Here is a 12,310-nt window from a genome sequence, read left to right on the forward strand (position 1 = left end):
AAACAAATGTCACAAAAAATCTGGTTATCCTCCCCACATATGGGCGGAAACGAACAAAAATATATCAACGAAGCTTTTAATGAAAACTGGGTGGCTCCATTAGGACCCAATGTTAACGGTTTTGAGGAAGACTTAGAAAAATTTTTAGGGAAAGAGGTTCAGGTTGCTGCTTTATCAGCAGGAACAGCCGCCATTCACCTGGCGTTAATAGAATCCGGTGTTCAGCATGGCGATGAGGTGATCTGTCAGTCAATGACGTTTTCAGCTTCTGCCAATCCGATAGCTTATTGTGGTGCTATGCCTGTTTTTATTGACAGTGAGGCTGAAACTTGGAATATTTGCCCAAAAGCTTTACGAGAAGCTATTGAAAATAGAATGCTTAAAGGTAAAAAACCTAAAGCTATTATTGTCGTTCATCTTTATGGTATGCCTGCGAAAATGGACGAAATTGTAGCTATAGCCAATGAATACAGAATAACCATTATTGAAGATGCTGCAGAAGCTCTGGGGTCTACCTATAAAGGACAGGCTTGTGGAACATTCGGACGTTTTGGTATTTTAAGCTTTAACGGTAATAAAATTATTACCACTTCGGGAGGTGGTGCTTTGGTAAGCCATACCAAAGAAGATAAAGACAAAATCGTTTTTTTATCTACTCAGGCTCGAGACAATGCTCCTCATTATCAGCATTCTCATATCGGATTCAATTATAGAATGAGTAATATTGTTGCCGGTATCGGAAGAGGGCAGATGGAGGTTTTAAAAGACCGTGTGGAAGCAAGGAGAGCGATGCATGATTTCTATGTTAATCTGTTTAAAGATATCGATGGGGTAGAAGTTTTCTCTGAACCCAATTCAAATTTTTATTCGAATCACTGGCTTTCCGCAATCATTGTAAATCCTGAAATTACCGGAAAGACAAGAGAAGATTTAAGATTGGCATTTTTGGAAGATAATATAGAATCGAGACCATTGTGGAAACCAATGCATCTGCAACCTGTTTTTTCAGGCGCTCCTTATTACGGAACAAATGTTTCTGAGAAATTATTTGATGACGGTTTATGTTTGCCGTCAGGATCTAATCTTACAGACGAAGAAAGACTGAGGATCGAAAATGTAATCACTAAGTTTTTTAAAGGTTAATATTTTATCTGATGAATTACTATAGGTTTTGGAAAGTTATTTTTGATTGTTTATTATCAATCTTTTTAATCGTTCCTTTATTACCTTTATTAATTCTGTTATTTATCATAACAAGTCTTGATACCAGATCCAATGGTATTTTCTGTCAGAAAAGAGTAGGACAGAACGGAAGGCTTTTTATCATTTATAAATTAAAAACAATTGATCCCCAAAAAGAAAAAAGCTCTTCGATAGGATTGGTGCTCAGAAAATATAAATTGGATGAGCTTCCCCAATTATTGAATATCATAAAAGGCGATATGAGCTTTGTCGGTCCGCGTCCTGATATTGAAGGATATTATGACAGGCTGGCAGGTAATGATAGAAGGGTTTTGCAGCTAAAACCCGGATTGACTTCCGAAGCGAGCATTAAATACAGTAATGAAGACTTTTTACTTAAATCCCAGAAAGATCCCCTCACATATAATGATGAAGTGATATTTCCGGATAAAGTAAAAATGAATTTGAATTATCTGGAAAATATGTCTTTTAAAGAAGATATAAGAATTTTATGGAAAACATTTTTCAAAATAATAAAGTAAATTTGCAAACCTTATAAACGGTATTTAATACATTATGAAAATAAAAGAAACCCCATTAAAAGACTGTTATATTATTGAACCAACGATTTTCGAAGATGACAGAGGTTATTTTTTTGAAAAATTTAATGAAAAGAAATTTGAGGAATTAACCGGTTTGAATGGTCATTTCGTTCAGGATAATATTTCAAAATCATCTTATGGTGTTTTGAGAGGTTTACATTTACAAAAAGGTGAGCATGCTCAGGCAAAATTGGTTTCATGCCTGGAAGGGAAAGTTTGGGACGTAGCGGTTGATTTAAGAGAAGAATCTCCGACATTCGGACAGTGGTTTGGAATTGAGCTTACGGCAGAAAATAAACTTCAGTTATACGTACCTCGCGGTTTTGGACACGGTTTTTCAGTATTAAGTGACCATGCAGTTTTTGCATATAAATGTGATAACTTTTACAATAAAGAATCTGAAGGAAGTGTAAGATTCAATGATTCGGATCTTAATATCGACTGGAAGATTGATCAGCAGGATGCCGTTCTTTCAGAAAAAGATAAAACCGCTCCTGGTTTTAAAGAAAAAAACTTTTAAAATAGTATATTGAAAACCACTTTATTAAGTGGTTTTTATTTTTTTAATACAGACACTTTAATATTTTGTATCTTTGCACACTCAAAATCAAAAAGATGCGCACAAAATCTGTAGGTAAAAAGAAAATCAATGTTGTAACGCTTGGATGTTCCAAGAATGTGTATGATTCTGAAGTTTTAATGAGTCAGCTTAAAGCTAATGGTAAAGAAGTGGTTCATGAAGACAAAGGAGATATTGTTGTCATCAATACTTGCGGATTTATTGATAACGCTAAAGAAGAGTCTATCAATACGATTCTGGACTATGTAGAAGCGAAAAACAGAGGTGAAGTAGAAAAAGTTTTTGTTACAGGTTGTCTTTCTGAAAGATATAAGCCGGATTTGATCCGAGAAATTCCTGATGTTGATCAATATTTCGGAACCAGAGATCTTCCGATATTATTGAAGCACTTGGGTGCAGACTACAAGCATGAGCTGGTAGGGGAGAGATTAACAACGACTCCTAAGCATTATGCTTATTTAAAAATTTCTGAAGGTTGCGACAGACCATGTTCTTTTTGTGCAATTCCTTTAATGAGAGGTGGTCACGTTTCTACACCTATTGAAAAATTGGTGTTGGAAGCTCAGAAGCTGGCGAAAAAAGGAACTAAAGAATTGATTTTAATTGCTCAGGATTTAACCTACTACGGATTGGATCTTTACAAAAGACGTGCTCTGGGAGATCTGCTGAAAGAATTGGTAAAGGTGGAAGGTATCGAATGGATTCGTCTTCATTATGCTTTCCCAAGCGGCTTCCCGGAAGATGTTCTGGATATTATCCGTGAAGAACCTAAAGTATGTAATTATATTGATATTCCTCTTCAGCACATCAATTCAGACTTACTGAAATCGATGAAGAGAGGAACTACCCATGAGAAAACAGATGCTCTTCTGGCTAAATTCAGAGAAAAAGTTCCGGATATGGCAATCAGAACGACATTAATCGTTGGATACCCTGGAGAAACTGAAGAAAGATTCCAGGAATTGAAAGACTGGGTAAGAGAGCAGAAATTTGACAGGTTAGGATGTTTTACCTATTCTCATGAAGAAAATACAACAGCTCATGTATTGGAGGATGATATCCCGCAGGAAGTAAAAGAGGCAAGAGTAGAAGAAATCATGGAACTTCAGTCACAAATATCATGGGAGAAAAATCAGGAAAAAATTGGTAAGACTTTTAAATGTGTTTTTGACAGAAAAGAAGGAAATTACTTTATCGGAAGAACAGAATATGATTCTCCGGATGTCGATAATACAGTATTAGTCCCTGCTGATAATACTTATATCTCAATAGGCGAATTTGCAAATGTTAAAATCACTTCTACAGAAGAGTTTGACCTATATGGTGAATTAATTTAATACACAGATTCTTAATCTTTTAAATTTTATAAGCATATTGACAGATCGATTGAAATCAACAACATATTAACAAAAATTAACGTCTTTTATGTAATATTTTATTTTTAGTAAATAATTGATTTTTAGGCGTTTATTTTTTTTGACTTTAAAATTGTTTATTTTTTTTATTAGATTGTATACGAATTTTAAAATTATATCTTAACTTTGCAATATGAATAATTTTATTAGAATCTTATTCATTGAATGTTAGATATTTAAATAAATCGAAAATGGAACAATTTTTGAATAATTTTAGATTGTTCACTTAATTAATTGTTTTTTCTTTATTTAATAATGTCACAAGTTGGGATTGTTCCTGATTGAGAGTATATAACATTGATGAAAAAAAATTGTAATTAAAAATCTTTAAAAACTTATGAAAAAAATTTTATTAACAGCGACTATGTTAGTCGGCTTTGCAACAGTTGCCCAGGCTCAGCAAGGACGTGTTGGGGTTAACACAACAACTCCTGCTGCTACTTTAGATGTTGTAGCAAACACTGGAGATGCTACTAGACCTGACGCACTATTGGTCCCTCGTATGACAAGAGCACAATTGACAGCTAAAGATGCTGCTTATGCTAACACTGGAACAGGTGCTACCAACCAAACTGGTGGTCTTGTATTTGTAACAACAATTGATGGTACAGCTAGTGCTAAAACGATAAACGTAACAGCTACTGGTTTCTACTACTATGATGGTCCAAACTCTGTTTGGGTTGCTGTAGGTGGTGGTGGTGCTGCTACTCCTCAGAGATATGAAGTTATCAGAGGTGGTGTTGCAAACGTTACTGCTGGTACTTATACTATAGGTACTAATGATTACTTAATTAATACTCAGGCAGCTACTGGAGGAGTATCAATTACTTTCCCTGTTCTTACAGCTGCTGATGCTGGACGTGTTATCTTGGTTTTCAATAATAACCCTTCAAACGCGGCTAACACTATTTTAGGTGTTACGGGACAAACTGGAAATAACTTCCAAAGAGGACGTACATTCTCTTGGTCTGGAACTCAATGGGTAAGTGTAGGTTTATAATTTCCCTTAATTTAATAATAATATAAATTTAACTTTAAACAAGATGAAAAATATATTTAGCCTTTTGTTGTTCGCAGGATTAGGAACTGTGGCTTCTGCTCAGGTTCTTACTAACCAGCCTGTAAACCCGACAATTACAAACTCAAACGTATTATTAGATGGTAGTACAAACTTTAGTAATGACGTTGGTGCTCAGCCTTACGTTGGTAAAGGAGTTATTATCCCTAGTGTTGACCTTGTTAACTTCCAGTTTGACTTAACTTTAGCAGACGGTGCAACATTCCCAACAATGTTTGATGGTATGATTGTATATAACAATGCTACTGGTACTACTTTAACAGCTGGAAATAGATCTTCAACTGCTACTGCTGTAACTCCGGGATACTATTATTTCTTTAATCCAAATGGATATAATAATCAAACTGTTCAACCAGGTGTTTGGAGACCTCTAGGTGGTGATCCAAGAGTAAATGTTGCAACAACTGAAACTAGAACTAATACAGCAATTAATAACGCTCAGGTATATGCTATCAAAGGTACTTTTACTGCAAGTGGAACTTCAACTGCTGTAAATATTCCTTCTCCAACAGGTATGACGGGTATGTATTCTATCACGATATACAAATCAGGTACAAATACTGTGTATGATAGAAGTTTATATTCTTATACTTTAGGAACGGGTGCTGGAAATGCTATCACTGGTTCTCCTAGTATGTCTGTAGTGTATCCAAACGGTACATATGACTATGTATTAGAATACTTAAAATAAGAAATTATATTCTTTATAAATAAAAAACCAATGATTTATTATCATTGGTTTTTTTGTTTCTGCTATATTTTAATTAATAATGATTGTATATTTAAAACTTATTGAAAAGCAATAATTGTTTGATTTTCAAACTGTTAAATAAATCTTAATTAATAAAATATGCATTGATTAGTTAATTATGTTAACTTTTAGAGTGTTTTTTTAACACTTTTTAACATAGTGCTCTAAAAGCCCTATTAATAGGAGCTTATAAATGTTTTTAAGATAATATTTAGATTTTATTAACATTTGTTAACGATTGGGCTAGGGACTTAAGAAGATTCATGATACATTTGTCCCGTCAAAACCAATAAAAGTTCAAAATGATGAAAAGATTCATTCTCGTAATCATAATGATGATTTCAACCTTTGGTATTTATTCTTTCAAGAATAATGCCATAGATGCGAAAAAAACAAGTTATGCATCGTACTACCACGATAAATTTAATGGTAGAAAAACTGCAAGCGGAGAAATCTTTGATAACGCAAAGTTCACCGCTGCAAACAGAACGCTTCCTTTTGGTACTAATATTAAAGTAACCAATCTGAACAATGGGAAAGAGGTAATAGTGAAGATAAATGACAGAGGGCCTTACCACTCATCAAGATCTTTAGACATGTCTAAAGCTGCGTTCGATGAAATCGGAAATACCGATCACGGTACCATTCCGGTGGAATATGAAATTGTCGATTAAATTTATGATTTAAATTAAAAGAAAGCCAACTGATTCAGTTGGCTTTTTGTTTGGTATTATAAGGCTAATTCTACTAATGCGGGACAATGATCAGAATGCACTGCTTCTTTTAAAATAACAGCTCTTGAAAGCTTATCTTTCAACGCATAGGAGGTGAAGTTATAATCTAATCGCCAGCCTTTGTTTTTTGCCCTTGAATTTTGTCTGTAGCTCCACCAGGTATAATTGTCTGGTTCATTATTGAAAAATCTGAAGCTGTCAATCAGCTCACATTCGTTGATGAAATCGGTCATCCATTCTCTTTCCATAGGCAGAAACCCTGATACGTTCTTTAAGCGGATCGGATCATGAATATCTATGGCTTCATGACAGATATTAAAGTCTCCGGAAATAATCAGATTGGGAATTTCTTTTTTTAAGTTTTTGATATAGGCTAAAAAGTCATGACAAAACTGCATTTTAAACTCCAGCCTTTCAATATTGGAAGCAGAAGGTACATATACCGAAATTGCAGAAAAACCATCAAAGTCAGCACGGATAATTCTCCCTTCATTATCATAGCTTTCAATACCGCAACCGTACTCTATGTGATTGGGTTTTATTTTTGAGGCTATTCCGACACCACTGTAGCCTTTTCTTACCGCTGAATGCCAATAACTGTGATAACCTAATTTCTCAAGGCTTTCGATGTCGATCTGATCGTTTCCGGCTTTGCTTTCCTGAATGCAGATAATATCCGGATCTGCTGTTTTTAGCCAGCCTAAAAAATCCTTAGTAAAAGCGGCTCTGATCCCGTTTACGTTATAAGTAATTAATTTCATGATTCAAAAGTATTAATAAAAAAGAAGCGGAAAAAATCATTCGATTTTTTCCGCCACCTTAGACCCAAAGTTAAATAAACTATGAAAAAAACTTACTTGGGTTCTAAAATACTGATAGGGATGATACATTCCTCTAGAGAAATCCCCCCATGCTGATAGGTTTCTTTATAATAATTTACAAAGTGATTATAATTTTTGGGATAAGCTAAGAAGATATTGTTTTTAGCAAAAATATACTTCGAACTTAAATTTCCTTTTGGTAAGAATAATTTTTCCGGATTGGTAATGGCCCAGACATCGCTATCATCATACGTTAAACTTTTCCCCGTCTTATAACGGATATTCGTTGACGTTTCTCTGTCACCTACCACTTTACTCGGTTTTTTTACATATACCGTTCCGTGGTCTGTGGTTATTACCAGCTTAAATCCGCTCTCTGCAGCCAATTTTATGATCTTCAGTAATGAGGAGTTTTCAAACCAGTTCAGTGTTAAAGAACGGAATGTTTTATCATCACGAATTAACTGATCAACAATATGATTGTCTGTTTTTGCATGAGAAAGAATATCAATGAAGTTATAAACGATCACCAAAAGATCATTGTTTTTGTGCTGATTGAAATCATCATAAATTTTTCTTTCAAAATCAGCATTCAGAACTTTCAGGTATTTCATTGATTTAGACACTAAACCAATTCTTTTCATTTGATCTTCCAGGAAATCACGCTCAAATTCGTTTTTATTTCCTTCCTCATTGTCATTAAACCATTTATCAGGAAAACGTTTTTCAATTTCTGAAGGCATAAGACCTGCAAAAAATGAGTTTCTTGCGTACTGAGTCGCAGTGGGAAGGATACTGTAATAGTAATCTTCTGATACTTTATTGTAATATTTAGTAAACAAAGGTTCAATGACTTTCCATTGGTCATAACGAAGGTTATCCACCATTAATAAAAGCACCTTTTCCTTTTCCACTTCCGGTTTTACTTTTTCTTTGAAAAGGGTGTGGCTCATATTCGGCTTTTCACTTCCGGTCAGCCAGTCTTCGTAATTGTTTTCAATAAATTTTGCAAACTGGATATTGGCTTCTTCTTTTTGTGATTGTAAAAGATCAGCAAATTCATTATCGGCTACTTTATCGAATTTAATCTCCCAGTTCACAATTTTCTTATAATATTCTGCCCACTCCTGGTACGTTCTCAAATAAGAAAGTTCCATAGAAAGGCTTCTGAACTCCTGTTGATATTGCAAAATAGTCTTCTGCTCGACAAGATTATCCTCCTGAAGGTTTTTCTTCAGGGATAATAAAATCTGATTGGGATTGACTGGTTTTAAAATATAGTCAGCAATCTGGGAACCGATTGCCTCTTCCATAATATGTTCTTCTTCGCTTTTTGTCACCATTACTATTTTAAGAGAATTATCTTTCTCTTTTATCATAGGTATTGCTTCAAGTCCGGAAATTCCGGGCATGTTTTCATCAATAAGGGTTAATGCGAACTTTTCTGAATCCATCAATTCTAATGCCTCATTCACGTTGTTAACAGGGGTTACCTGATAACCTTTCTTTTCCAAAAATACGATGTGAGGTTTAAGTAAATCTATTTCATCATCTATCCATAATATCTTTTCCGACATAAATCTTTTTTTTACATGGTTATAATATCAAATTGCCGACCAATTCTTTTATAAAACTCCCAAAAAAGGCAGTATAAAAGGTTAAATATTAGTTAAAACCAATATTGGGGTTTCGCAAAAATAATCGACTATGAATATAGAGTATTTAGTCTATTAAATGAAATAATTTTTAATAAACATTTTGTTCTTATTTAATAGTTTTTTTATCAGAGGATTCTGAAAATTATAAATGAAATATGAGGTTAGATTTGAAACAGATCGTCGCGGTCAGGATTCTAAAAATGAAAATGCATAAGGAAGGATTATTTTCCGTTTTTAATGTACTCCAAGGCTCTCTCTAATACCTCATCCTTACTGTTTTTAATTCCGGTTACTGTAGGTTTAATGATAATATCAGGAATAATCCCTATTCTCTGGGTCTCTCTTCCATCCGGATAATAAGCTCCCAGACCTGTAAAACTGGTTTCTATATCGGCAATACTGAAAAATATGACATCACCGTTTGCTCCGGAAGTATTACTGCCGATGATTTTAGATTTAGGGTGCTGTTTAAACATCATAACAGTCGTTTCAGCCTGACTTTGTGTGTTTTCGTCGACTAACACAACCACATTACCTTTGTAATAATCAGGATTCTTTTTTCCGATATAATTCTTTCGGCTGTAGAATTTTCCGGGAAAATTTGTCTCAGGAAAATTAAACTGGTAATAAATTTTAGACTCTGGTAAAAAAAGCCTGCTTAAGGGTAAAATTGTTTTTTTAGGATAATTTCTTAGATCAAAAATAATGGATTCTGCGGATTTTAAATTGGTGAACATTTCATCAAGATCATCTTTTTCAATAATTCCCATATTGACATAACCTATTTTCTTTTCTTCGTCGTAAAATTTCCATTTTTCAGGCTGAATTTTCTTTTGAGTAAGAATATCTTTTAGCAGATAAGTTTTTACTTTTAAAGCTAAATTTTGCCCGTCTCTTTCTAATTTAAGATCGATAGAATCTTTATTGGTCATCAGAAAAAGTTCTTTTACCTTTTTTATTTTCCCCCAGGAGTTGGACGCTGGAATATATTTTCCGAAAGCGTTTACTTTTTGAGGAATGGTTAAGCCATTGATGTCATAAATTACATCTCCGACTTTTAAAATATTTTCTTCGTTGAATTTTGTTGAATTAATTTTTGTAATAATTAATTTTCCTTCGGCATAATTATATTCCACAGGTACTGTTCTCCGGCCGTATTGATTTAAACTGATTAATCTGGAAAATAAAAAAGCATGTGAGTCATCAGTCTTGGTTACGAGTTCTGCCAACGTTAACTGATAGTTCTCGTCATTTGTAACATTCAGAAATTTTGGAATCATTTCTGTTAGAACATCATTCCAATTTTGATCGGTTTCATATTTGTACGGAAAAAAATATTCCACATAGTTCCAGTATCTGAATAATTCCAAAAGACTGATTGATTTTGATGTAAATTTTGAGCCATATGAATTTTCATTTCTGAAATATACTTTTCGTCCTCCTTTTCCGAAATAGTGATTGTCGCCAATATTTCTGTTATACTGAATATAATGTAATTTCTGAATGACGTTTTCAGAAAAAACAATTTGATTATCCATCCATCCCAAGTCAAAATTTTTCAAAAAATAAACCTTATTTTCTTCTTTCGAACATTCTTTGCATTGATCGATTTTTCCTAAACTGTCAATCCAGTTAGAATAAAGTTCGTTCAGTTGGTTCTTATCAGTAATTATTTCAACTTCATCTATTTTTTTGAAAAGCTGCTGATCCCAATCTAATGTCCCCTTCGCTACGTTCGGGTGATAATATTTCAAAAATCCCCAAACTTTACAAAGTGACTCCAGTTTCTGGGTTTCAGATAAAGCCTGAGCAGAGAAATGTAAGCTGAAAAGCAGGATGATAAAGATTGAGAATTTTCTCATTCAAAGATATTCGTGGTTTTATTCAATCAAAGATAATTTTTAAACACAATTGATACAAATATTTTCAAAAATAACACGAATTGAAATAGTGTTTCGGCTAAAGTCTATTTATTGATTAAATTCGCTAAATCCATTTTTATTAATACAATCTAAACTAATCAAGACAATTTGCATTTTGTATTTGCTGAAAGAAAGACCTTGGAATGAAAATAGCAATCCAATTGTAAAGAAAATCTTCGCGGGTTTACTATTAAAAATAAATTTCAACAGAAAAATTATGCTTAAAACAATCCACAGTTTAATAAAAATTAATCATCTCTAAAATTTAAAATCCATAACTTTGTTTACTAATACTGACGTTTCCAATGCAGAACAAGCTTAAAATCATTAACGATCCGGTTCATGGATTTATCAAAATTCCCCACGAAATTTTATTCGACATCATTGAACATCCCTATTTTCAGAGATTACGAAGAATAGGACAGACCGGACTTTTGAATTTGATTTTTCCGGGAGCTACCCATACGAGATTTCATCATGCTTTAGGAGCTATGCACCTTATGTTTACAGCTATTGAAACATTAAGACAAAAAGGAGTGAAAATTTCTGAAGAGGAAGAAAAAGGAGCGATGCTGGCCATTTTAATGCATGATATTGGTCATGGTCCGTTCTCTCATGCTCTGGAAAGTATGCTGATGGACGACTGGCATCACGAAAATCTTTCTTTATTATTAATGAACAGACTGAATGTTGAGTTTAACGGAGAATTGTCTGTTGCTATCGAAATGTTTCAGGGGAAATATCACAGAAAATTTTTTAATCAGCTTATTTCGTCGCAGTTGGATGTTGACCGATTGGATTATTTAAAACGAGACAGTTTCTTCACCGGGGTTTCGGAAGGAAATATCAATACCCAACGAATTGTTTCAATGATGAACGTTTGTGAAGAAGGGGAGCTGGTGATCGATGCCAAGGGAATTTATTCCATCGAAAATTTTCTGACGGCAAGAATGTTTATGTACTGGCAGGTGTATTATCATAAAACTTCGGCTTTAGCAGAGTTTCTTTTGGTGAAAATTCTGGAAAGAGCAAAATATTTAGTTTCTCAGGGCTTACATCTGGAGGCTACAGAAAATTTAAATTATTTTTTACACAGAGGAAAAAGTGCCGCCACGGATGAAGATATTGAAAGGTTTACACAGCTTGATGATAATGACATTATTCAGGCTATGAAGAGCTGGCAAAACTCAGATGATTTCATTTTATCTTATTGGTGCCAGTGTGTAATTCAGAGAAATCTCCCAAAGACTATAATCTCTTCTCATGCATTTAAACGTGAATTTATTGAAGAAAAAATAAAAAAAGCCAACGAATTTTTCGGAATTGATAATGGTGATGAGCTGGTACACGAAATTAAAAGAAAACTTCTTCCTTATGATACCGAAAAACAGCCCATTTATTTATTGCAGAAAAATGGCGAAAAAATTAGAATGGAAGAGTCGCAAGACCAGCTTTTGTCGGGCTTGATGATCAATAAAACAACCCGCTATATTTTGACTTTTCCAAGAGATATTCCTAACATAATTTCTTAAAGTATATTAAAATTTACGATCCGAAAACTAAAAAA

At 33.8% G+C, this 12,310-nt stretch carries 11 protein-coding genes; 8 read left to right on the forward strand and 3 right to left on the reverse strand.

The features are described 5' to 3' along the window. Nucleotides 1-6: 6 nt before the first annotated feature. The 7 genes from M2373_RS15660 (at nt 7) to M2373_RS15690 (ending at nt 6,282) form a co-directional block, all read left to right on the forward strand. Nucleotides 7-1,143: an aminotransferase class I/II-fold pyridoxal phosphate-dependent enzyme gene (locus M2373_RS15660; RefSeq protein WP_259111987.1), complete on the forward strand. Its 1,137-nt coding sequence runs from the start codon at nt 7-9 to the stop codon at nt 1,141-1,143. Nucleotides 1,144-1,154: 11 nt separating this feature from the next. Continuing rightward, on the forward strand, nt 1,155-1,724 hold the full coding sequence (locus M2373_RS15665) for a sugar transferase (protein WP_259111988.1): 570 nt from the start codon (nt 1,155-1,157) through the stop codon (nt 1,722-1,724). A 34-nt stretch (nt 1,725-1,758) separates the two neighbouring features. Further along, nucleotides 1,759-2,304 (forward strand): dTDP-4-dehydrorhamnose 3,5-epimerase, encoded by a 546-nt coding sequence (gene rfbC, locus M2373_RS15670; RefSeq protein ID WP_259111989.1) that lies wholly within the window; start codon nt 1,759-1,761, stop codon nt 2,302-2,304. 95 nt (nt 2,305-2,399) lie between these two features. Beyond that, nucleotides 2,400-3,701: a 30S ribosomal protein S12 methylthiotransferase RimO gene (gene rimO / locus M2373_RS15675; protein ID WP_259111990.1), complete on the forward strand. Its 1,302-nt coding sequence runs from the start codon at nt 2,400-2,402 to the stop codon at nt 3,699-3,701. Between the two features lie 442 nt (nt 3,702-4,143). Continuing rightward, a complete protein-coding gene (locus tag M2373_RS15680) occupies nt 4,144-4,779 on the forward strand; it encodes a hypothetical protein (protein WP_259111991.1) in 636 nt (211 codons plus the stop codon). A gap of 43 nt (nt 4,780-4,822) precedes the next feature. Then, nucleotides 4,823-5,548, forward strand: coding sequence for a hypothetical protein (locus tag M2373_RS15685; protein ID WP_259111992.1), 726 nt, complete (start codon nt 4,823-4,825; stop codon nt 5,546-5,548). Between the two features lie 362 nt (nt 5,549-5,910). Next, on the forward strand, nt 5,911-6,282 hold the full coding sequence (locus tag M2373_RS15690; protein ID WP_259111993.1) for a septal ring lytic transglycosylase RlpA family protein: 372 nt from the start codon (nt 5,911-5,913) through the stop codon (nt 6,280-6,282). Between the two features lie 56 nt (nt 6,283-6,338). Here the strand turns inward: M2373_RS15690 and M2373_RS15695 are convergent, their stop codons facing one another. The 3 genes from M2373_RS15695 to M2373_RS15705 form a co-directional block, all read right to left on the reverse strand. Continuing rightward, a complete protein-coding gene (locus M2373_RS15695) occupies nt 6,339-7,103 on the reverse strand; it encodes an exodeoxyribonuclease III (RefSeq protein WP_259111994.1) in 765 nt (254 codons plus the stop codon). Between the two features lie 92 nt (nt 7,104-7,195). Then, nucleotides 7,196-8,740, reverse strand: a complete 1,545-nt coding sequence (locus M2373_RS15700) for a bifunctional response regulator/alkaline phosphatase family protein (protein ID WP_259111995.1) — start codon at nt 8,738-8,740, stop codon at nt 7,196-7,198. A 302-nt stretch (nt 8,741-9,042) separates the two neighbouring features. Next, nucleotides 9,043-10,683 (reverse strand): S41 family peptidase, encoded by a 1,641-nt coding sequence (locus M2373_RS15705; protein ID WP_259111996.1) that lies wholly within the window; start codon nt 10,681-10,683, stop codon nt 9,043-9,045. A 365-nt stretch (nt 10,684-11,048) separates the two neighbouring features. On the opposite strand from M2373_RS15705, the gene M2373_RS15710 reads away from it, so the two are divergent. Beyond that, the gene (locus M2373_RS15710) at nt 11,049-12,275 is read left to right on the forward strand and encodes an HD domain-containing protein (RefSeq protein ID WP_259111997.1); all 1,227 of its coding nucleotides are present in this window, start codon (nt 11,049-11,051) and stop codon (nt 12,273-12,275) included. Nucleotides 12,276-12,310 lie beyond the last annotated feature (35 nt).

It is taken from the genome of Chryseobacterium sp. JUb7 (assembly GCF_024806495.1).
Lineage (GTDB): Bacteria > Bacteroidota > Bacteroidia > Flavobacteriales > Weeksellaceae > Chryseobacterium.

Excerpts from the sequence above, each read along its gene's own strand:
- M2373_RS15685 (WP_259111992.1), top strand. The coding sequence starts at position 4,823 with ATGAAAAATATATTTAGCCTTTTGTTGTTCGCAGGATTAGGAACTGTG.
- M2373_RS15690 (WP_259111993.1), top strand. The coding sequence starts at position 5,911 with ATGATGAAAAGATTCATTCTCGTAATCATAATGATGATTTCAACCTTT.
- rfbC (WP_259111989.1), top strand. The coding sequence starts at position 1,759 with ATGAAAATAAAAGAAACCCCATTAAAAGACTGTTATATTATTGAACCA.
- M2373_RS15660 (WP_259111987.1), top strand. The coding sequence starts at position 7 with ATGTCACAAAAAATCTGGTTATCCTCCCCACATATGGGCGGAAACGAA.
- rimO (WP_259111990.1), top strand. The coding sequence starts at position 2,400 with ATGCGCACAAAATCTGTAGGTAAAAAGAAAATCAATGTTGTAACGCTT.
- M2373_RS15665 (WP_259111988.1), top strand. The coding sequence starts at position 1,155 with ATGAATTACTATAGGTTTTGGAAAGTTATTTTTGATTGTTTATTATCA.
- M2373_RS15680 (WP_259111991.1), top strand. The coding sequence starts at position 4,144 with ATGTTAGTCGGCTTTGCAACAGTTGCCCAGGCTCAGCAAGGACGTGTT.
- M2373_RS15710 (WP_259111997.1), top strand. The coding sequence starts at position 11,049 with ATGCAGAACAAGCTTAAAATCATTAACGATCCGGTTCATGGATTTATC.
- M2373_RS15700 (WP_259111995.1), bottom strand. The coding sequence starts at position 8,740 with ATGTCGGAAAAGATATTATGGATAGATGATGAAATAGATTTACTTAAA.
- M2373_RS15705 (WP_259111996.1), bottom strand. The coding sequence starts at position 10,683 with ATGAGAAAATTCTCAATCTTTATCATCCTGCTTTTCAGCTTACATTTC.
- M2373_RS15695 (WP_259111994.1), bottom strand. The coding sequence starts at position 7,103 with ATGAAATTAATTACTTATAACGTAAACGGGATCAGAGCCGCTTTTACT.